This is a genomic window from Porphyrobacter sp. ULC335, assembly GCF_025917005.1.
Taxonomy (GTDB): domain Bacteria; phylum Pseudomonadota; class Alphaproteobacteria; order Sphingomonadales; family Sphingomonadaceae; genus Erythrobacter.
This window is the reverse complement of sequence record NZ_CP078091.1, coordinates 1,895,174-1,913,413: the sequence shown is the minus strand read 5'-3', so window position 1 is coordinate 1,913,413 and position 18,240 is coordinate 1,895,174. Positions and strand designations below refer to the sequence as shown.

The following is an 18,240-nucleotide window of genomic DNA, read 5'->3' as shown; positions in this document are numbered from 1 at the left end:
TCGGCCTCTCGACTACGCTCGAGGCGAACGGATGCGGGGATTTAGCCTAGGAACTTCCACCCCAGCGTCTGCCCGCCGTGCCAGGGGACGATCTCCTCGCCCGTCACATGCAGCATCGGCGGCACCGCCATCGCGCGGCGTTCCAGCGTCACCGCGTCCTCGTTCACCGGCAGCTTGTAGAAGGCCGGGCCGTGGAGCGAGGCGAAGCCTTCAAACTTGTCGAGCGCGCCTTCCTCGTCGAACACGGTGACGTAGCTTTCCAGCGCAAAGGGCGCCCCGAAGATGCCCGCGCATCCGCAGGCGCTTTCCTTGTCCTTGCGCAGGTGGGGGGCAGAGTCGGTGCCTAGGAAGAACTTCGCGCTCCCGCTTGTCGCGGCCGCCCGCAGCGCCAGCCGGTGGCTTTCGCGCTTGGCGACGGGGAGGCAATAATTGTGCGGCTGGATACCGCCGACCAGCATGGCGTTGCGGTTGATGTGGAGGTGCTGCGGGGTGATGGTCGCGGCGACCTGCGGCCCCGCTGCCATCACGAAGTCGACCGCGTCACTGGTGGTGATGTGTTCGAACACCACCCGCAGCTTCGGGAAAGCCGCAACAATGCCCCTCAAGTGCCTCGCGATGAATTCTTTTTCGCGGTCGAACACGTCAACGCTGTGATCCGTCACCTCGCCGTGGATGCACAGCACGATATCGTCGGCCTCCATGCGGGCGAGCACCGGATAGAGCTTTTCGACATTGGTGACGCCCGCTGCCGAGTTGGTCGTGGCGTTGGCGGGATACATTTTGGCCGCCGTGAACACCCCCTCGCCCGCGCCGCGCGCCAGATCGTCGGCGTCGGTATTGTCGGTGAGGTAGCAGGTCATCAACGGGGTGAAGTTTACACCCTCCGGCACCGCCGCCAGGATCCGGTCGCGGTACGCCGCGCCAAGCTCCGTTGTGGTCACCGGCGGGGTGAGGTTGGGCATCACGATCGCGCGGGCGAACTGGCGGGCGGTATAGGGCACCACCTCGCGCATGATTGCGCCATCGCGGAAATGCAGGTGCCAGTCATCGGGGCGGCGGATCGTGAGGCGGTCGGTCATGGCTTCCCCTTAGCGATGTCCGATCCTATCTGTCACGCATGAGTGCAACCGTCCTGACCTCCCGCGCGATCATTCGCCTGTCCCCTCTGGACGAGAGCGAGGATGTCGCCGCCTTCCTGCAAGGCCTCGTCACCAATGACGTAACCGGGCCGCTGCCCTGCTACGCCGCGCTGCTTTCGGCGCAGGGCAAACACCTGTTCGATTTTCTGGTGTGGGGAGACGGGGCAGACCTGCTGCTCGATTGCGAGGCGGCCATTGCCGACGAACTGGTCAAGCGCCTGTCGATGTACCGCCTGCGCCGCAAGATCGGAATCGCGCGGGACGATTCGCTGGCCGTTCACTGGAATTGGAAAGAGCCTGCAAGCCTTGCATTTATCCCCGGCAAGCCGCCCGGATTGAATGGGTCTAGCGAGTTGGTTGCCCGAGATCCCCGACTGCCTGAACTTGGCATCCGCTGGGTCGTGCCGATTGACAATGAACCTGAGAAGGATGCTGATTCCCTCTGGCTCGCCCACCGCCTCCAACTGGGCGTCCCCGAAGGCCGTGCCGAACTCGGCGATATCCTGTGGCTGGAAACCAACGCGGTCGAGCTGAACGGGGTCAGCTTCACCAAGGGTTGCTATGTCGGGCAGGAGAACACCGCGCGGATGAACTGGCGGCAGAAGGTCAATCGCCGGCTGGTGGTGGTGCCGCTGGCCGGGTCCGATGAAGCACGGCGCGTGGCGACCTATCCCGATCTGGGGTTTGCGGTGGATCACCTGCGGGTGGAAAACCTCGACCCTGCCACCCTGCCGGAATGGCAGCGCGCGGGCGTGCTCACTCCCGAGGCTTAGGCGGTCTGGTGTTCGGCGAGGCTCGCTTCGAGCATCGCCGCCGCCCGCTCGCGCGCCGCGTCGCGCGGCAGCCCGAGGGATTTCGCCAGCGCCCCGCCGATCAGCGCGTCGCCGAGCGCCATCAGTACCAGCGACAAGGTGTCGCGGTGGATGTTCTGTGCGCCCTCGTGATCCGCCTCACCCGGTGCAAGTTCGTCCACCAGATCATGGATCGTCGAGATGATCGGATCGAGCGCGTCCTCATTACCGGTCAGCAGCATCCAGCTGGTGAGCGCGCCTGCACCCTCGCGGTCGAATGCGTCGAAGGCGAGATCCACCACCTCGCGCGCCGAGCCGAGGCCTGCGCGGCTGGCGTGGACCGCCTCGATGATGGTCTCGCAGACCGTGCGCGCAATATGCTCGGCCAGCGCCTTCTGCAGCCCGGAGGCCGAGCCGAAGTGGTGCAGCAGGTTGGCATGGGTGCGGCCGATGCGGGCCGAGACCGCCTTCAGCGTCACCGCTTGCGGGCCGGTCTCGATCAGCAGCGCGCGCGCGGCTGCGAGCGCGGAGCTGCGCGATTCCTCGGGCGTTAACCTCTTGCGACTGACCATAGGCCTGCCGCCCTAGTGGATTTCGCAGGTGCGAACAAGCGGCCGGAGGCGCGCTCGCGTTACGCCGCGCGCGCAACCGGGGCCGGGTCCATCTCCGCATCGCAATCGAGGGCATATTCGACCGAATCCACCCATCCCCCGCGCGCAAGACTGTGGCGCTTGGCGATCCGTCCCAATGGAAGAAAGCCGAGCTTGCGCAGCACCTTGCCCGAGGCAGGGTTATCGATGAAATGCCCCGCAACCACACGCCGGTGGCCGAGCGTGCGGGCAATCCGCAGCACCGCGCCCGTCGCCTCGGTGGCATAACCCTGCCCCCAGTGCTGGCGCGCGATCCAGTAGCCGATCTCCGGCTCACCATCATGCTCGCCCATGCCGGCAGCGCCGATCACGCCGATGCCGGGCAGCGTCACGAGGAAATGCGGCAGGCGCGGGTTCTGCGGAAGCGCGGCGAAATTTCGCGCATCGTCGATGGTGTAGGGCCACGGCGCACGGGCGAGATTGCGGACGATCGCTTCCTCACCGATGCCAGCGAGAATCGCGCCGCAATCCTCGGGGAAAGCGGGCCTCAGGAACAGTCTTTCGCTGCGATGGAACACGTTATCTCTCCCTCGCCCCGCGCCGCCATTACTGGCCGCGCATGACAACATTAAGGCCGCGAAACTTTATGATTCCGCAGGTTGTACGAGGGAGAATGCAAAAAGGGAGACGGACCCCCTCTGGTGAGGATGGTCCTGTCTCCCTCTGATGATCGGTCTTTCACCGATCGGGACCATCCTTGCGGACGATCCCTTTATCGAATCGTCCGCTTATTCGGCGGCTTCGGCCATCGCATCTACGCTGACGTATTTGCGGCCGAGCTTGCCCGAGTGGAATCGCACCACGCCTTCGGCGAGCGAGTAGAGGGTGTGATCCTTACCCATGCCGACGTTGACGCCCGGGTACACGCGGGTGCCGCGCTGACGGATGATAATGTTGCCGCCGATCACTTCCTGACCGCCGAACTTCTTCACGCCCAAGCGACGACCGGCCGAATCACGACCGTTACGCGACGAACCGCCTGCTTTCTTATGTGCCATGGTTCAGTCGCTCCTTATTCAGCGGTGGCGGCGGCTTCAGCCGGCGCTTCGCTCTTGGTCTTCTTGGCAGCCGCCTTCTTGGCAGGCTTGGCTTCCGCAGCACCAACAGCCGTGATGCGCAGCAGGGTCATCTCCTGGCGGTGGCCGTTCTTGCGGCGATAGTTGTGGCGGCGACGCTTCTTGAAGACGATCACCTTTTCGCTCTTGGCCTGGGCGATGATCTCGGCCGAGACGGTCACCGAACCGGCATCGGCGAGGGACTCGCCTTCACCGGCCAGCAGGACGTCGCCCAGCGTGATCGTGTCGCCGGCTTCGCCTGCGAGCTTTTCAACGGCAATCTTGTCTCCGGCGGCAACGCGGTACTGTTTGCCGCCCGTGCGCACTACAGCGAACATGGCTCTAAACTCTCTTGTCTGTGCAGTGTCCGGCAAAGGCAGCTTGCGCCACACCGACCGAACGGCAATGCGAGGCTTGCGAAGGTGCAGCCCCGGAAAGAGGCACGCCGTTAGGTGAAAGGCGTTCCCAAGTCAACGCCCGAGCGTCTCCGGCATGACCAAAAAGTAGGGAAGCCGGAATCTGTGAGGCGGCTTTGCCATTCACGAGTGTCATGGTAACAGGACATGGGATTTTTATGCGCTCAGATTTGAAAAAAACCGCCGTCCTTGCGTCGCTGCTTGCTGCACTGGCGGGGTGTGCCGGCAACAAAGGCGACTATCCGTCGCTGGCGCTGCGTCCGTTTGAGCGCGGCGAGGTGGCCCAGGCCCCCGCCCCTGCGCCTGCACCGATTCGCCCGGCGACATCGCCCGCGCGTCTGACCGAACTGCGTAATGCGGCCAGCACTGCACACGCCGCTTTCCTTGCCAAGGAAGGCGAAGCGGGCCGACTCGCCCGTGCCGCGGCGGGTCAGCCCTTCGAAAGCAACGCCCACGCTGCCGCGCTGCTGGCGCTGGCCGAGCTCGATACGCAGCGCAGCGAGACCGCAGGGACACTCGCGGCGCTGGACAAGCTCGCAGCCGAGGCGGCGGGCGCGCTCAGCCCCGATCCGGCGCTTGTCGCCGCGCAGAGCGAAGTCGCCGCCGTGGTCGCCAGCGAAGATGCGGCGATTTCCCGGCTATGGTCGGTTTTGGAGAGGTGACGGGATCATGAACCTCGCGTGCAGCACATGCCCGGTGAATGAGACCGCCGCCTGCGCGGTGCTGACCACCGAAGAACGCGACGCCATGGCCGCAGCCGGGCGCACCCGCGTGCTGAAGCGCGGGGAGATGCTGTTTGCCGCGGGCGACGAGGAAGCCGCCTGCGCCACGCTGCTGACAGGCGCGCTCAAGGTTTCGGCGATCGATCAGGACGGCAACGAGCAGATCCTCGCGCTGGTTCACCCGGCGGGGTTCATCGGCGAGCTGTTCGCGCCCTTTGCGCATCATGATGTGGTGGCGTTGACCGAAAGCCGGTTGTGCACCTTTGCGCGGCGCGACATCGAGCGCGCGATCGAGGATTACCCGGCGCTCGCCCGCGCGCTGCTGCGCCGCAGCCAGGCCGATCTGCTGGCGACGCGCAATCTGCTCGAACTGACCGGCCACGCCAGCGCCGAGGCGCGGCTTGCCGCCCTGCTCCACGATTTCGCCGCCGCCGCGAGCGAAAGCTCGTGCCACCTTGCCTCGCGGTTCGAACTGCCGCTGACCCGCGGCGAGATCGCCAACATGCTCGGCCTGACCATCGAAACCGTCAGCCGCAAACTGGGCGAGCTGGAGGACATGGGTGCGATTCTGCGCGAGGGGAAGCGCGGCATAGCCCTGCTCGACGCCGCGCTGTTGCAGGATATTTCGGGACGATAAGGGGTTCGGAGCGGCGGCCCTGGGAGAGTACCGCCGCCCCGAGGGGAGCTTTCGAGATCAGGCGACCACCGCAGCGATTACCGCCACGGCAAGGCCCCACACCACCAGCAGCACCGGCAGGATCAGCACCTGAATGGTCGCATCCCGCGCCGTCAACCGCCCGGTGTTGGTCATGATCCCGCGCGCTTCGAATTCGCCCATGGTCTGCGGCTCGCTGGTGTTGCCCGCCAGCCGTGTCCACAGCGCCGGAACGCCGAAGCCTGCGACGATAAAGACAACGAAGATCGCCATCGGGATTGCCAGCACCGGATTGGCAAAGGCCGATCCGACCACCACCAGAAAGCCGAGATAACCCGCCACCGTCGCAGCATACAGCGCGGTCGGCAGGCCGAAATTGCGGTCGGCCTCGACCTGATGGCGGACCTTTGCCGCTTCCGGCTGCGCAACGATGCGGGCTTCACCGCGGGCGATAATGTCGTGGACGATGTGGCTCATGGGGAAATCCTCCTTGCTGTTGAAAGGAGGATTACCGGCAGCCGCGCGGGCCTGCTTTGACGGGGATCAAATAGCGCTCACCAGCGCGCAAGATCGCTGTGGTCCTGATCGCGCGGCTCGATCCAGTGCCATTCTCCGGCCCGCTTCTCCCGCTTCCAGAACCACGCCGCGCTTTTGAGATGGTCCATGCAGAAATCGACCGCGTCGATGGCATCGCGGCGGTGCAGCGCGGCGGCCGAGACGCAGACGATCGGCTCGCCCGGGCGCATCATCCCGACGCGGTGGACCATCAGCAGGCCCATCAGGTCGAAGCGGGCAAAGGCGCGGTCGGCCAGTTCATGCATCCCAGGCAGCGTCAGCGGCTCGTAATGGGTGAGTTCGAGCGCCTCGACGCCCCCCTGCTCCTTGGCGTCGTAGCGCACCTCTCCCACGAAGGTGCACACCCCGCCCAGCCCCGGATTGGCCTGTGTGAAGGGGCCGATCAGCGTGCCGGGGATGAACATCCGGTCAAGCAGGCGGATGTCGCGCATCAGCCCCCCGAAACCGGCGGCAGCAAGGCGATCTCGTCACCATCTGCCGCCTGCAAGCCGGCCTTGTCGGCCAGCAGTGCGCCGTTGAGCGCCACGCGGTTGCGCGGATCGTCGATCACCTGTGCCACTGCATCAGGCAGAGCGGCCTTGAGCCCCGCCCAGTCGAGCGGGCCCGGCAGCGACAGCTCAGGCGCTCCGCCAAGATCGGCGAGCTTGCCCAGCAGGACAATGGTGACCACCTCAGCCCCCGGTCATCGACATGTGCCGCACGGTCGCCGGATCGGCCCCGCGCGCGTCCATGCGGAAATGGTGCTTTTCAGGCTTGATCCGAAGCGCCTCGTCCAGCGCGGCGGCGAGGTTGGCTTCGGGCGCGTCCGAGCGCAGCGCCGCGCGCAGATCGACCTGCTCGCCCCCGCCGAGGCAGGGGTAAAGCTGCCCGGTCGCGGTCACCCGCAGACGGTTGCACCCGGAACAGAAATTGTTGGTGTGGGGGGTGATGAGGCCCAGCTTGCCCCCGGTCTCAGCCACCTCGACATAGCGCGCCGGGCCGCCGGTCGAAAAGGCGAGGTCTTTTAGCGTCCAGCGCTGCGCCAGCGCGGCGCGCACATCATCAAGCGGGAGATATTGATCGAGCCGTTCTTCCTCGACATCGCCCAGCGGCATCACCTCGATAAGGGTCACGTCATGGCCCTGCGAATGGCCCCAGGCGATGAGATCGGGGAGTTCGCCCTCGTTCACGCCCTTCAGCGCCACGGCGTTGAGCTTCACCTTCAGCCCCGCCGCCTTGGCCGCGGCGATGCCTTCCAACACCTGCGGCAGACTGTCGCGGCGAGTCAGCTCGGCAAACTTCGCGCGGTCGAGCGTGTCGAGCGAGACATTGACCCGCCGCACCCCAGCCTTGGCCAGCGCCTCGGCATGTTCGGCCAATTGCGTGCCGTTGGTGGTCAGCGTGAGTTCCGCCAGATCATGCCCAAGGCGGCGCCCAAGCGCGGTGAACAGGTCGATGATGTCGCGCCGCACCAGCGGCTCGCCGCCGGTGATGCGGATCTTGGTCACCCCGCGCGCGATGAAGCCGGTGGCGAGGTCGTAAAGCTCCTCAAGGCTGAGCACGTCCTTCTTGGGCAGGAAGGTCATCCGCTCGGGCATGCAATAGGAACAGCGCAGATCGCAGCGATCGGTGACCGAGAGGCGCAGATAGGTGATGCGGCGCTGGAAGCTGTCGACCAGCGGCGGCGCTGCATCCGCCACATCGCGCAGCACGATCAGATCGGGCTTGCGGGGTGCAGGAGTGGTCGGGGCGCCGGGCACAATGTCATTCATGGCACAGGAGATACTGGCCTGTCACTCCGGGCGCATCTGACAAAAAGCGTAAGCAGGCATCGCGCGCCTCGCCTGCGGGTCCAGCCACGACATTGACCCGCTTGGGCGGGGCCTCGCGCGCCAGATCGCGGGCCAGTGCCAGCCGCCAGTCGCGGTGATCGTGGGCTGCGGGCGGGAGGATGATCGTCAACGCGGTGGTGTGCGGATCGGCGAGAATTGCGCGCGCGGCTTCGAGGTGGAAGGCCATGAACGCCCCCGCCGCATCCAGCGCGGCTGATGGCAGCAGACCGACCTCAAGCTGCCGCATCATCGCCTCAGCCCCCGTGTTCCGGGCGGCGTTCGCGGTGGAGGGTGATGCCGATCTGCTCGTTCGCCTCCGCAATGGCGAGCTTGACGATCTTGACCGTCACCGCCTGCACCTTTGCGTCCTGCACGAACAGCGTTTCGCAGATGTGATCCGCCACCGCTTCGATCAGCTTGAAATGCACGCCTTCGGGCAGGCCACCGGAGGCGGCGAACTTCAGGTCCATGTAGTTCTTGGATGCATCAAGCGGCGTGTCGGGCTCGTACCGATCCGCGATGGCATAGCGCGCCGCAATCGAGATGCGCAGCGGCTGCGGCTTGCCGGTCTCCTCGGAATAGATGCCGGTCAGGACATCGACGACGAGATCATTGACTTCAAGGATGAGACTATCTGACATTGCCGAGCCGTTGGCAGGGTGGGGTCGTTAAGTCCAGTGTTGCGGTGAGCGCTCGCAGGCCCACCCCGCTGCGACTAGGCCGCTGCGCGACCAAGTCTCGCTCCCCTCCCGCAAGCGGGAAGGGGGAAGGTTGGCGCTGACACTCCCCTCCCGCCTGCCCCCGGGTCAAGCCCGGCGCGGGTATCGGGGCCGGGGGTGGGCAAGTCAGGGGTTCGACCAACGTGCAAAGATCGCCGTCGGCAGCAGCCGTCCGCCCTCGCCGTCCTCGCGCACGGCCAGATCGCCGTGTTCGATCTGCCCCGGCAGGTGCGACAGCGCTTCTTCGAGCAGCCCCGCAATCGCCAGGCTGCTCATCCGCACGGCATAGACGGTGAGGAACAGGAAACGGCTGTCGGCATCCAGCAAGCGCGCGCAATCGGTGACGAGGCCGGGGAGATGCTCCTCCAGCCGCCACACCTCGCCCTCCGGCCCGCGCCCGAATTTGGGCGGATCGAGGATGATCCCGTCATAGCGCCGCTCGCGCCGCACTTCGCGCGCGGTGAATTTGGCGGCGTCATCGGTCAGCCAGCGAATCGGGCGTGCCGCCATGCCCGAGAGTTCCGCATTCTCGCGCGCCTGGGCGACCGACTTCTTCGACGCATCGACATGCGTGACTTTGCCATGCCGCGACAGCGCCAGCGTGCCGAGGCCGGTATAGCCGAACAGGTTGAGGGTCTCCGCCTCGGTCATCCCGTCCAGCTGCCCGCGCATCCAGTCCCACACCGGGGCCATGTCGGGGAAGAATTGCAGGTGACGGAACGGGGTGGGGCGGGCGGTGAAGCGCACCTCGTTCCAGGCCATTTCCCAGCCGGCATCAGGCAGGCGCCCTTCGAACTGCCAGCGGCCGCCGCCGTCCTCGTCGGAGCCGGGGATGAATTCGCCGTCCGCCTGCCAATTGTCGATGCGCGGTTGCCACATCGCCTGCGGCTCGGGCCGGATGAAGCTGTAGGGGCCAAAGGCCTCCCACTTGCGCCCCGCCCCGCTGTCGAGCAGGCGATAGGCGCAGTCCGCATTCGGCCATCCGGTGCACTCCATCACCAGCGGTTGCTGGATGAGGGTCGCCATCAATCCGCGCCCGTGGCGGCCGCAGCCCCAAGCACATGATCGCGGGTGGTCGCGTAATCGCCCGCGAGTTCGACAAAGCTCTCCTCGCGCCCGAACAGATCGCCCACGCGCGCGGGCAGCGCCGGGCGCACGCCGATAGCGCGCTCTACCGCGTCGGGGAACTTGGCCGGATGCGCGGTGGCAAGGGTGACGAGTGGCACGCCGGCGGCAACCCCGCCCGCGGCGGCCACGGCCTGTGCAGCGTGGAGGCCGACGCCGGTGTGCGGATCGATCACCTGCCCCGCCGCGCGGTAGGCCCATTGCAGGGCGCGCGCGGTTTCAACCTGATCGGCGCGCGCACTGGTGAACAGCGTCGCTGCACCCTGCGCCTGCGCGTTGGTGAGCGCCATGCCCTTGCTCGCTTCGAAGGCATGCATCTGCGCCGCCATCGCGGTGCCATCGCGTCCGCCTGCATCGAACAGCAGCCGCTCGAAGTTGGAGGAGACCTGAATATCCATCGAGGGTGTGATCGTGGCCGTCACCCCGCCCGCGGAGTAATCGCCGCTGGACAGCGCGCGGTGTAGGATATCGTTGATGTTGGTGGCGACGATCAGCCTTTCGATCGGCAGACCCATCTTCGCCGCGACGTATCCGGCGAACACATCGCCGAAATTGCCGGTCGGCACGGAGTAAGCCACCGTCCGGTCGGGCGCGCCAAGCTGCAACGCGCTAGCAAAGTAATAGACCACCTGCGCCATCAGCCGCGCCCAGTTGATCGAATTGACCGCACCGAGGTTCAACCGGTGGATCACGTCCGCATCGGTGAACATGCGCTTCACATGTGCTTGGGCATCGTCAAAGCTGCCCTCGATCGCGAGGTTGTGGACGTTGGGGGCGCGCACCGTGGTCATCTGGCGACGCTGCACGTCGCTCACCCGGCCCTTGGGGTGGAGCATGAAAATCTCGACCCGGTCGAGCCCGGCCACCGCCTGAATCGCGGCAGACCCCGTGTCCCCGCTGGTCGCGCCAACGATCGTCAACCGCTCACCGCGCCGTTCGAGGAAAGTCTCGAACAACCGGCCGAGCAATTGCAGCGCCACGTCCTTGAAAGCGAGCGTCGGGCCGTGGAACAGTTCGAGCAGCCAGTGCTGCTGATCCAGCTGCACCAGAGGGGCAACCGCCGCGTGGCCGAAATCGCCATAGACCTTGTGGCAGATCGCCAGCAGTTCATCCTCGGTCAGGCTGGGAGTGACAAAGGGTGCCATGATCCGCGCGGCCAGATCGGGATAGGCGAGACCGCGCATGTCGCGGATTTCGTCGACCGTGAAACGCGGCCACTGCGCCGGGACATACAGCCCGCCATCGCTGGCGAGGCCCGCCAGCGTCACCCCTTCGAAATCGAGCGCCGGTGCGCTCCCGCGTGTCGAGACGTATTGCATGGGGAAGAGCGCCTAACCGCGTCGGCGCCTTAATGCCAGCACGTAGATGACGAGCGCGGTCAGCGCGAAAAAGAACCACTGCCCGGCATAGGCGAGGTGGTTGTTGGGCAGGTCGCCCGGATCGGGCGCCGCGCTCGCTTCAAATCCGGCGACCGGCGGATCGGCCACGAGGCGCGCGAAGCCTTCGGAATTGGGTACGATCCAACCGCTGACCGGGCCGCCCTTCCACTTGGGCGGCGAAGGATCGCGGGACCAGCCTGCCTGTACGTAGGCTGTCTCGTCCGTCTCGGTCGTTGCGGTGGTCGTCCCGCAAGCGATGATGTGGACGAAACCGCTGCGTCCATCGCGGCTGCGCCCTGAAATCGAGCGCCACTCGCCGACAGTGAACTTGCAGTCCACGGCGCTGCGGCGATAGAGAACCGCCGCGACTTCGGCCTCGGTCGCCGTGACAGGATAGGCCACCGGATCAGCATTGCTGATCGCCGCCTCGTAGCGCGCGATCAGCGCCTCCTTCTCGGTCTTGCGTCCCAGTTGCCACACGCCCAGCCCGACCATCGTCATGGCCGCGGCCAGCACGATGATCGTCGCGAAAACGGGGAAGCGTCGGGGGGTCGTCATGGTTGCTGGCGTTCCTCGTATTGATGATAGACCCACATGGTCTTGTAGAAGCGCAGGCCGAAGACGACCGCGCCAATCGTTACCGGCCCCCACACCAGAAACGAAACCCAAAGCGGCGGCCGCAGCCATTCATCGATGCCGAGCGCGGCCAGAATCAACACCAGAGCCACCAGCATCGTCACCACGCCGACAAACCGCCCGCCGCGCTCCAGACTGGTAAAGTTCAGCCCGCAATCCGCGCATTCATCAGCCAGCGCGGCAGGCGCGGCGAATAGTGTCTTGGCCCCGCAGCGGGGGCATAAACCGGAAAGGGCAGCCGAGAGTAATCCCGGCTGCCCCTTCTGTTCATCCGGACTTTCGCCCGGCTTCATCAATGGAATTCAGCGCCCCAACCGCCCCACACATAGATGGCGACGAACAGGAACAGCCACACCACGTCAACGAAGTGCCAATACCAGGCCGCCGCTTCGAAACCGAAGTGCTGGCGCGGCGTGAAGTGGCCGAGATAGGTGCGGTACAGGCATACGGCGAGGAAGATCGTGCCGACGAGCACGTGGAAGCCGTGGAAGCCGGTCGCCATGTAGAAGGCGGATGAATAGGTGTTGCCGCCGAAGCCGAAGGGCGCGGCCGCATATTCATAGGCCTGGATCGAGCTGAACAGCGCACCCAAGGCGATGGTCGCCCACAGGCCCTGCTTGAGGCCCTGACGGTCACCGTGGATCAGCGAATGGTGCGCCCAGGTCACCGTGGTGCCCGAGCACAGCAGGATCAGCGTGTTGAGCAGCGGCAGCGCGAAGGGATCGAGCACGTGCATGCCTTCGGGGATGAACGCCGCGATAGCGCCTTCCTCGCCGAACAGGCTGGTCGTGGCCCCGGTCGCCGCGTCATAGGTCAGCGCGGTCGGGAACAGCGCGAAGTCGAAGAAGCTCCAGAACCAGCCGACGAAGAACATCACTTCGGACGCGATGAACAGGATCATGCCGTAACGCATGTGCAGCTGCACGACCGGCGTGTGATCGCCGCGCTGGGCTTCGACCACGATGTTCTTGAACCACATGAAGAAGGTCGCGATCAGGCCAGCGAGGCCCGCCCACATGACGATGCTGGCCGACGCCCCGAACAGATCGGGGTGGAAGCTCAGCACCATGCCGCTGGTGAAGGTGAGCGCCGAGATCGAGCCGATCAGCGGCCAGATATCGGGTTCAAGGATGTGGTATTCGTGGTTTACTTTGCCAGCCATTGGTCGTTCCCGTCCCTGGGGTTGTGCGTCAAAGGTTCAATTGGTGCGCGGTGCATCCGGATTTACCGGACCTTCCGCGCGGTGGAAAGTGTAGCTCAGCGTGATCTGCTCGACGCCCTTCATATTCGGATCGTCCAGCATTGCCGGATCGACGAAATAGAGCACCGGCATCGTCACTTCCTGTCCGGGAAGCAGCGTCTGTTCGGTGAAGCAGAAACACTGGACCTTGTTGAAATACTTGCCCGCCTGCTCCGGCTCGACATTGAAGGTCGCCATGCCGGTGATGGTCTGATCGCTATCGTTGCGGGCAACGTAGGTCGCAATGTCGCGTTCGCCGATGGTGACGGTGTCGGTCGCTTGGCTGGGACGGAAGGTCCACGGCATCCCCATCGCACTGGTCCCATCGAAGCGGATCGAAATCTTCTGCCCCGTCGCCGCAGCAGCAGCGCGCGCCGCCTGGCTTTCGCTGGCGATCATGGTGGTGCCGCCAAAGCCGGTGACCTGACAGAACAGGCGGTAGAGCGGGACCGAGGCATAGCCCAGCCCGAGCATCGCCAGCGCACCCGCAAACGCCAGCAGCCCGGTCCGCAGATTGCGGCGAGCCGTGTCGTCAGCCTGGGGCGCGAGACTTGCCATCAGCTGGCGTCTCCGATGCGCACGATGGTGATGGCGTAGAACAGCACCACGAAGAACAATAGCGTGGCGGCCACCACCCAGTTGCGCGCCTTGCGGCGGCGCATGAATTCGCGCTCTTCGTCGGGCGTCATGCGATCCATCCCTGATAGGCGGCGACACGGTCAACCACGAGCGCGGCGAACAGCACGAACAGATAGACGATTGAGAACTTGAACAGCGCCTTTTCGGGCGTCATCGCGTCGACCTCTGCCCGCGTGCGCGTGAACACCGGCATGGCCAGCACCACGAACAGGGCAGAAAGGACGACAGCGCAGGAACCATAGATCCAGCTCGTCCCGCCAATCGCCCACGGCGCAACCGCGATGGGGGCCAGCAGCAGGGTGTAGATCATGATCTGGCGACGCGTGACCTTCTCGCCCGCGACCACCGGCAGCATCGGAATGCCGACCTTGGCGTAGTCGGACTTCACGAACAGCGCGAGCGCCCAGAAATGCGGGGGCGTCCAGAAGAAGATGATCGCGAACAGCAGGATCGGCATGGCGGTGATTTCGCCCGTCACCGCGACCCAGCCGATCAGCGGCGGGAAGGCGCCAGCGCCCCCGCCGATGACGATGTTCTGCGGAGTGCGCGGCTTCAGCCACATGGTGTAGATCACGGCGTAGTAAATCACCGCGCCCAGCAGCAATGCCGCTGCGAGCCAGCCGATCGCCACGCCCATCAACCCGACCGACACGGCCGAGAGGAAAATCCCGAAATCGCGCGCATCCTCGCGCCGCATCCGCCCGCCGGGCAGGGGGCGGTTCATGGTGCGCTTCATGCCCGCGTCGATATCGGCTTCCCACCAGTGGTTGAGCGCCGCCGATCCGCCCGCGCCCATCGCAATCGCGAGGATCGCGGTGAAGCCGAGCACCGGATGGATCGAGCCGGGCGCGGCGAGCACGCCGCAGATCGCGGTGAAGATCACCAGCGTCATGACGCGCGGCTTGGTCAGCGTGAAGAAATCACGCCATTCCGTGGGCAGCGTCTGCGCTGTGGTCTGGGGTGCGGTGCTTGCCATATTCCTGGGTTCCATGGGCAAGGAGCGCGACTATCAGCCGCGCTCCCCCCTTTGTTTCATGCTCCGGTGAGGGAGCCGATCACGCCGTTACCGGGCGGTGATCGTGGTAGTCATGCGCGTCGGTGATGACCGGCAGCGTTTCGAACTGGTGGTACGGCGGCGGGCTCGGCAGCGTCCATTCGAGCGTCGTCGCACCTTCGCCCCACGGGTTGGCTTCGGCCTTCTTGCCAGCGACCAGCGCGTAGAGGATGTTCACGAAGAAGAAGACCATCGAACCGGCCATGATGTAGTACCCGTAGGTGCTGATCTGGTGCCAGAAGGTGAAGGCTTCCGCATAGTCCGGATAGCGGCGCGGCATGCCCTGCATCCCGAGGAAGTGCTGCGGGAAGAAGATCACGTTCACGCCGATGAAGAAGGTCCAGAAGTGGACGTGCGACAGGAACTCGCTGTGCATCCGCCCGCTCATCTTCGGGAACCAGTAGTAGAAGCCGGCGAACATCGAGAACACCGCGCCCATCGACAGCACGTAGTGGAAGTGCGCCACAACGTAGTAGGTGTCGTGCAGGTTGTCGTCGATCCCGCCATTGGCGAGCACCACGCCGGTCACACCGCCCACGGTGAACAGGAAGATGAAGCCCATCGCCCACACCATCGGCGACTTGAAGCTGATGCTTCCGCCCCACATGGTCGCGATCCAACTGAAGATCTTCACGCCGGTCGGCACTGCGATCACCATGGTGGCCGCGGTGAAGTACATCTTCGTGTTCACGTCGAGGCCCACGGTGTACATGTGGTGCGCCCAGACGATGAAGCCGACCACGCCGATCGCGACCATGGCGTAGGCCATGCCGAGGTAGCCGAACACCGGCTTGCGGCTGAAGGTCGCCACGATCTGCGAGATCATGCCGAAGCCCGGCAGGATCATGATGTAGACTTCAGGGTGGCCGAAGAACCAGAACAGGTGCTGGTAAAGCACCGGATCACCGCCGCCAGCCGGATTGAAGAAGGTCGTGCCGAAGTTGCGGTCGGTCAGCAGCATGGTGATGGCAGCAGCCAGCACCGGCAGCGCCAGCAGCAGCAGGAAGGCAGTGACCAGCACCGACCACACGAACAGCGGCATCTTGTGCAGGGTCATGCCCGGCGCGCGCATGTTGAAGATGGTGGTGATGAAGTTGGTCGCACCGAGGATCGAGCCAGCGCCCGCAAGGTGCAGCGAGAAGATCGCGAAGTCGACCGCGGGGCCAACCGAGCCGCTGGTCGAAAGCGGCGCATAGACCGTCCAGCCGGTGCCCGCACCCGGACCCGTGCCGCCGGGCACGAAGAGCGAGAACAGGAGGCTGAAGAAGCCCGCAACCGTCAGCCAGAAGCTGACATTGTTCATGCGCGGGAAGGCCATGTCCGGCGCGCCGATCATCAGCGGCACGAACCAGTTGCCGAAGCCGCCGATCATCGCGGGCATGACCATGAAGAACACCATGATCAACCCGTGTGCGGTGATGAACACGTTCCACATGTGGAGCGCGGTGTTCAGATCATTGGCGCCGCCCATGAACTGGGCCCACCATTGCAGGTACTGGATACCCGGCTCGGCCAGTTCGACCCGCATGATGCCCGAAATGGCACCACCGACGATCCCCGCGATGATCGCGAAGATCAGGTACATCGTGCCGATGTCCTTGTGGTTGGTCGACATGAACCACCGGGCGAAGAAGCCCGGCTTGTGGTCCGCATGATCATGCGCGTCGTGGCTATGGTCGCTGTGGACGTCGAAGCCTTCTGCGGTGGTTGCCATGGTCAGATACTCTCTGCGTTATATTCGTTCATCAGGCTCAGCGGGCGGCGGCGGGGGCCGCGGCAGAATCGGCGGCGGGTGCGGCCGCAGCAGCCGGAGCTGCCGCTTCCTCACCCGGCATCGAGCCACCCTGCGACTTCACCCATGCGGCAAACTCGGCCGGGGGGAGCGCTTCGATCGCGATCGGCATATAGGCGTGACGCGCACCGCACAGTTCGGAACACTGGCCGTAATACACGCCCGGCTCCTCGATGGTCAGCAGCTTCTCGTTCAGACGGCCCGGAACTGCGTCCATCTTGAACCACAGCGACGGCACGGCAAAGGCGTGGATCACGTCCGATGCGGTGGTCTGGATGCGGAGCGGGACACCAGCAGGCACGACCATGCGGTTGTCGACTGCCAGCTGACCCGGCTCGCCGCGGCGCACGGCCTCGGCTTCATCGAGCATGTTCGAGACCACTTCGATGTCGCCATGGTCGGGATAGGTGTAGCCCCAGTACCACTGGTAGCCGGTTGCCTTGATGGTGACGGCGTCGGCGGGCGGGGTTTCGTACTGGCGGGCCAGCAGAGTGATCGAAGGCACGGCGATGATCACCAGAATGATCACCGGCACGATCGTCCACACCACTTCGATGAAGGTGTTGTGCGTCGTCTTGGAAGCCACCGGATTGGCGCGGCGGTTGAAACGCACCACGACGTAAAGCAGCAGGCCGAGCACGAACAGGCTGATCACCGTAATCACCGGCATCAGGATGCCGTCATGCATCCACTGGGCATACTTGCCGTCCTGCGAGTACTGATCCTGGAAGGTCAGGCTCTTCATGGCGTCGTCCTGATAGGACGTCGGCATGCCCTTGCCCTTGGTCGGCGCCATCGGCGTGTAAGCGCCTTCGCCAGCCGGAGCAGCAGCCGCTTCGGTAGGGGTCAGATTGCCGGGCAGTGCCTCGGCACCGGGCGCGGTTTGCGCGCCTTCGACCTGGCCAGCCTCGGCTGCGGTTACTGCGGGAGCTGCGGCGTCCTGCGCCGCAAGGCCCATCGGCGCAAACGCCGCGAGCCCGGCAACCATCGCTGCCAGAATAGCCTTTTTCATACGGGTATACCTTTGACCCATGTTCATGTGTCCAAGTGGTTTAAATCTGATCCCATACTATCCGGCGCCTGGCCCCCTCGTGACCCGCATCAGACAGCGTTTGGCTAGCCCTGGGGCCAGCTTCAACCCCGCCCTTAGCCGCGCTTGCCGAGTGCCTCAAGCGCTTCTAGGGAGAAAATTATGCAAGCCTCCATGTTTGCCGCGCAAGTGGGTGCTTTCCGTCATGTTTTCTAAGGAGTTCGGCCGTGACCGAAGACCAGGTGCTGGATGAGTTTCGCAGCTCGGGAGCTTTGCTCGAAGGCCATTTCAAGCTCTCTTCCGGGCGGCATAGTGGACATTACCTGCAATGCGCGCGGGTGTTGATGAACCCCGCCCGTGCGGCACGGCTGGCCGAGGCGGTGGTCGCCGGGATTCCCGCCGAGGTGCGTGCGCGGATCGACGTCGTCGTCTCGCCGGCGATGGGCGGGATCATCATCGGCCATGAAGTCGGCCGCGCGCTGGGCCTTGACGCGATGTTCCTCGAACGGCCCGATGGCACTTTCCACCTTCGCCGCGGCTTCGCGCTCGCGAAGGGTGCCAAGGTGCTGATGGTCGAAGATGTCGTCACCACCGGCCTCTCCAGCCGCGAAGCCATCGCGGCTGTCGCCCGCGAAGGCGGCGAGGTAATCGCCGAATGCGCGATCATCGACCGGTCTTGCGGTTCGGTCGATCTGGGCGTGCCGTTCTACCCGCTGCTCGCCATTGATTTTCCCACCTATGACGAAAGTGACATCCCTGCGGCACTGGCGCGCGTAGAAGTGACAAAGCCCGGCAGCCGGAAGGAATAGCG

General features: G+C 65.1%; 25 protein-coding genes. 4 read left to right on the top strand and 21 right to left on the bottom strand.

The window, feature by feature from the left end; genetic code table 11:
- Positions 1-41: 41 nt before the first annotated feature.
- Positions 42-1,079 carry a dihydroorotase gene (gene pyrC / locus KVF90_RS09140; RefSeq protein ID WP_264391281.1) on the bottom strand — a complete coding sequence of 346 codons (1,038 nt, stop codon included), beginning with the start codon at positions 1,077-1,079 and terminating at the stop codon, positions 42-44.
- 38 nt (positions 1,080-1,117) lie between these two features.
- Here pyrC and KVF90_RS09135 point away from each other — a divergent pair, with 38 nt between their 5' ends.
- The gene (locus KVF90_RS09135) at positions 1,118-1,912 is read left to right on the top strand and encodes a YgfZ/GcvT domain-containing protein (RefSeq protein WP_264391280.1); all 795 of its coding nucleotides are present in this window, start codon (positions 1,118-1,120) and stop codon (positions 1,910-1,912) included.
- Here the strand turns inward: KVF90_RS09135 and KVF90_RS09130 are convergent.
- The 4 genes from KVF90_RS09130 to rplU all read right to left on the bottom strand — a co-directional run bounded on the left by KVF90_RS09130 (position 1,909) and on the right by rplU (position 3,973).
- Positions 1,909-2,502, bottom strand: a complete 594-nt coding sequence (locus tag KVF90_RS09130; protein WP_264391279.1) for a TetR/AcrR family transcriptional regulator — start codon at positions 2,500-2,502, stop codon at positions 1,909-1,911. The genes KVF90_RS09135 and KVF90_RS09130 overlap by 4 nt on opposite strands.
- A gap of 59 nt (positions 2,503-2,561) precedes the next feature.
- Positions 2,562-3,098: a GNAT family N-acetyltransferase gene (locus KVF90_RS09125; protein WP_264391278.1), complete on the bottom strand. Its 537-nt coding sequence runs from the start codon at positions 3,096-3,098 to the stop codon at positions 2,562-2,564.
- A gap of 210 nt (positions 3,099-3,308) precedes the next feature.
- Positions 3,309-3,578 carry a 50S ribosomal protein L27 gene (gene rpmA, locus KVF90_RS09120; RefSeq protein ID WP_068351314.1) on the bottom strand — a complete coding sequence of 90 codons (270 nt, stop codon included), beginning with the start codon at positions 3,576-3,578 and terminating at the stop codon, positions 3,309-3,311.
- 14 nt (positions 3,579-3,592) lie between these two features.
- Positions 3,593-3,973 (bottom strand): 50S ribosomal protein L21, encoded by a 381-nt coding sequence (rplU, locus tag KVF90_RS09115; protein ID WP_264391277.1) that lies wholly within the window; start codon positions 3,971-3,973, stop codon positions 3,593-3,595.
- Positions 3,974-4,221: 248 nt separating this feature from the next.
- Here rplU and KVF90_RS09110 point away from each other — a divergent pair, with 248 nt between their 5' ends.
- Both KVF90_RS09110 and KVF90_RS09105 read left to right on the top strand, forming a co-directional pair.
- A complete protein-coding gene (locus KVF90_RS09110; RefSeq protein WP_264391276.1) occupies positions 4,222-4,713 on the top strand; it encodes a hypothetical protein in 492 nt (163 codons plus the stop codon).
- 34 nt (positions 4,714-4,747) lie between these two features.
- Complete coding sequence (locus KVF90_RS09105) at positions 4,748-5,410, top strand: Crp/Fnr family transcriptional regulator (protein WP_264391275.1); 663 nt, start codon at positions 4,748-4,750, stop codon at positions 5,408-5,410.
- Positions 5,411-5,467: 57 nt separating this feature from the next.
- Here the strand turns inward: KVF90_RS09105 and KVF90_RS09100 are convergent, their stop codons facing one another.
- The 16 genes from KVF90_RS09100 to coxB form a co-directional block, all read right to left on the bottom strand.
- Positions 5,468-5,905 carry a hypothetical protein gene (locus KVF90_RS09100; protein ID WP_264391274.1) on the bottom strand — a complete coding sequence of 146 codons (438 nt, stop codon included), beginning with the start codon at positions 5,903-5,905 and terminating at the stop codon, positions 5,468-5,470.
- A 77-nt stretch (positions 5,906-5,982) separates the two neighbouring features.
- Positions 5,983-6,435 carry a molybdenum cofactor biosynthesis protein MoaE gene (locus KVF90_RS09095; RefSeq protein WP_264391273.1) on the bottom strand — a complete coding sequence of 151 codons (453 nt, stop codon included), beginning with the start codon at positions 6,433-6,435 and terminating at the stop codon, positions 5,983-5,985.
- Positions 6,435-6,674 carry a MoaD/ThiS family protein gene (locus KVF90_RS09090; protein WP_264391272.1) on the bottom strand — a complete coding sequence of 80 codons (240 nt, stop codon included), beginning with the start codon at positions 6,672-6,674 and terminating at the stop codon, positions 6,435-6,437. The genes KVF90_RS09095 and KVF90_RS09090 overlap by 1 nt, the downstream gene beginning before the upstream one ends.
- A 1-nt stretch (position 6,675) precedes the next feature.
- Positions 6,676-7,755 carry a GTP 3',8-cyclase MoaA gene (moaA, locus tag KVF90_RS09085; protein WP_264391271.1) on the bottom strand — a complete coding sequence of 360 codons (1,080 nt, stop codon included), beginning with the start codon at positions 7,753-7,755 and terminating at the stop codon, positions 6,676-6,678.
- Entirely contained in the window at positions 7,748-8,065 is a 318-nt protein-coding gene (locus tag KVF90_RS09080) for a Rossmann fold domain-containing protein (protein WP_264391270.1), read from the bottom strand. Before KVF90_RS09080 ends, moaA begins: the two co-directional genes overlap by 8 nt.
- A gap of 4 nt (positions 8,066-8,069) precedes the next feature.
- The gene (locus KVF90_RS09075) at positions 8,070-8,456 is read right to left on the bottom strand and encodes a dihydroneopterin aldolase (protein ID WP_264391269.1); all 387 of its coding nucleotides are present in this window, start codon (positions 8,454-8,456) and stop codon (positions 8,070-8,072) included.
- 204 nt (positions 8,457-8,660) lie between these two features.
- The gene (locus KVF90_RS09070; RefSeq protein WP_264391268.1) at positions 8,661-9,560 is read right to left on the bottom strand and encodes a class I SAM-dependent methyltransferase; all 900 of its coding nucleotides are present in this window, start codon (positions 9,558-9,560) and stop codon (positions 8,661-8,663) included.
- Positions 9,560-10,978: a threonine synthase gene (gene thrC, locus KVF90_RS09065; protein ID WP_264391267.1), complete on the bottom strand. Its 1,419-nt coding sequence runs from the start codon at positions 10,976-10,978 to the stop codon at positions 9,560-9,562. The genes KVF90_RS09070 and thrC overlap by 1 nt, the downstream gene beginning before the upstream one ends.
- Before the next feature lie 12 nt (positions 10,979-10,990).
- Positions 10,991-11,596, bottom strand: a complete 606-nt coding sequence (locus tag KVF90_RS09060; protein WP_264391266.1) for an SURF1 family protein — start codon at positions 11,594-11,596, stop codon at positions 10,991-10,993.
- Positions 11,593-11,967: a DUF983 domain-containing protein gene (locus KVF90_RS09055; protein WP_264391265.1), complete on the bottom strand. Its 375-nt coding sequence runs from the start codon at positions 11,965-11,967 to the stop codon at positions 11,593-11,595. Before KVF90_RS09055 ends, KVF90_RS09060 begins: the two co-directional genes overlap by 4 nt.
- Positions 11,967-12,836, bottom strand: coding sequence for a cytochrome c oxidase subunit 3 (locus KVF90_RS09050; protein ID WP_264391264.1), 870 nt, complete (start codon positions 12,834-12,836; stop codon positions 11,967-11,969). The genes KVF90_RS09055 and KVF90_RS09050 overlap by 1 nt, the downstream gene beginning before the upstream one ends.
- Before the next feature lie 36 nt (positions 12,837-12,872).
- A complete protein-coding gene (locus tag KVF90_RS09045; protein WP_264391263.1) occupies positions 12,873-13,472 on the bottom strand; it encodes a cytochrome c oxidase assembly protein in 600 nt (199 codons plus the stop codon).
- Positions 13,472-13,603, bottom strand: a complete 132-nt coding sequence (locus KVF90_RS09040) for a hypothetical protein (RefSeq protein ID WP_264391262.1) — start codon at positions 13,601-13,603, stop codon at positions 13,472-13,474. The genes KVF90_RS09045 and KVF90_RS09040 overlap by 1 nt, the downstream gene beginning before the upstream one ends.
- Entirely contained in the window at positions 13,600-14,529 is a 930-nt protein-coding gene (locus KVF90_RS09035; protein WP_264391261.1) for a heme o synthase, read from the bottom strand. The genes KVF90_RS09040 and KVF90_RS09035 overlap by 4 nt, the downstream gene beginning before the upstream one ends.
- A gap of 79 nt (positions 14,530-14,608) precedes the next feature.
- Entirely contained in the window at positions 14,609-16,321 is a 1,713-nt protein-coding gene (gene ctaD, locus KVF90_RS09030; protein ID WP_264391260.1) for a cytochrome c oxidase subunit I, read from the bottom strand.
- A gap of 37 nt (positions 16,322-16,358) precedes the next feature.
- Complete coding sequence (gene coxB, locus KVF90_RS09025) at positions 16,359-17,411, bottom strand: cytochrome c oxidase subunit II (protein ID WP_264391259.1); 1,053 nt, start codon at positions 17,409-17,411, stop codon at positions 16,359-16,361.
- A 245-nt stretch (positions 17,412-17,656) separates the two neighbouring features.
- Here coxB and pyrE point away from each other — a divergent pair, with 245 nt between their 5' ends.
- On the top strand, positions 17,657-18,238 hold the full coding sequence (pyrE, locus tag KVF90_RS09020) for an orotate phosphoribosyltransferase (protein WP_264391258.1): 582 nt from the start codon (positions 17,657-17,659) through the stop codon (positions 18,236-18,238).
- Positions 18,239-18,240: the final 2 nt, after the last annotated feature.

Excerpts from the sequence above, each read along its gene's own strand:
- KVF90_RS09060 (WP_264391266.1), bottom strand. The coding sequence starts at position 11,596 with ATGACGACCCCCCGACGCTTCCCCGTTTTCGCGACGATCATCGTGCTG.
- KVF90_RS09045 (WP_264391263.1), bottom strand. The coding sequence starts at position 13,472 with ATGGCAAGTCTCGCGCCCCAGGCTGACGACACGGCTCGCCGCAATCTG.
- rpmA (WP_068351314.1), bottom strand. The coding sequence starts at position 3,578 with ATGGCACATAAGAAAGCAGGCGGTTCGTCGCGTAACGGTCGTGATTCG.
- KVF90_RS09095 (WP_264391273.1), bottom strand. The coding sequence starts at position 6,435 with ATGCGCGACATCCGCCTGCTTGACCGGATGTTCATCCCCGGCACGCTG.
- KVF90_RS09055 (WP_264391265.1), bottom strand. The coding sequence starts at position 11,967 with ATGAAGCCGGGCGAAAGTCCGGATGAACAGAAGGGGCAGCCGGGATTA.
- moaA (WP_264391271.1), bottom strand. The coding sequence starts at position 7,755 with ATGAATGACATTGTGCCCGGCGCCCCGACCACTCCTGCACCCCGCAAG.
- KVF90_RS09050 (WP_264391264.1), bottom strand. The coding sequence starts at position 12,836 with ATGGCTGGCAAAGTAAACCACGAATACCACATCCTTGAACCCGATATC.
- KVF90_RS09035 (WP_264391261.1), bottom strand. The coding sequence starts at position 14,529 with ATGGCAAGCACCGCACCCCAGACCACAGCGCAGACGCTGCCCACGGAA.
- rplU (WP_264391277.1), bottom strand. The coding sequence starts at position 3,973 with ATGTTCGCTGTAGTGCGCACGGGCGGCAAACAGTACCGCGTTGCCGCC.
- KVF90_RS09100 (WP_264391274.1), bottom strand. The coding sequence starts at position 5,905 with ATGAGCCACATCGTCCACGACATTATCGCCCGCGGTGAAGCCCGCATC.
- ctaD (WP_264391260.1), bottom strand. The coding sequence starts at position 16,321 with ATGGCAACCACCGCAGAAGGCTTCGACGTCCACAGCGACCATAGCCAC.
- pyrC (WP_264391281.1), bottom strand. The coding sequence starts at position 1,079 with ATGACCGACCGCCTCACGATCCGCCGCCCCGATGACTGGCACCTGCAT.
- KVF90_RS09130 (WP_264391279.1), bottom strand. The coding sequence starts at position 2,502 with ATGGTCAGTCGCAAGAGGTTAACGCCCGAGGAATCGCGCAGCTCCGCG.
- KVF90_RS09070 (WP_264391268.1), bottom strand. The coding sequence starts at position 9,560 with ATGGCGACCCTCATCCAGCAACCGCTGGTGATGGAGTGCACCGGATGG.
- KVF90_RS09080 (WP_264391270.1), bottom strand. The coding sequence starts at position 8,065 with ATGATGCGGCAGCTTGAGGTCGGTCTGCTGCCATCAGCCGCGCTGGAT.
- thrC (WP_264391267.1), bottom strand. The coding sequence starts at position 10,978 with ATGCAATACGTCTCGACACGCGGGAGCGCACCGGCGCTCGATTTCGAA.
- KVF90_RS09135 (WP_264391280.1), top strand. The coding sequence starts at position 1,118 with ATGAGTGCAACCGTCCTGACCTCCCGCGCGATCATTCGCCTGTCCCCT.
- coxB (WP_264391259.1), bottom strand. The coding sequence starts at position 17,411 with ATGAAAAAGGCTATTCTGGCAGCGATGGTTGCCGGGCTCGCGGCGTTT.
- KVF90_RS09075 (WP_264391269.1), bottom strand. The coding sequence starts at position 8,456 with ATGTCAGATAGTCTCATCCTTGAAGTCAATGATCTCGTCGTCGATGTC.
- KVF90_RS09040 (WP_264391262.1), bottom strand. The coding sequence starts at position 13,603 with ATGACGCCCGACGAAGAGCGCGAATTCATGCGCCGCCGCAAGGCGCGC.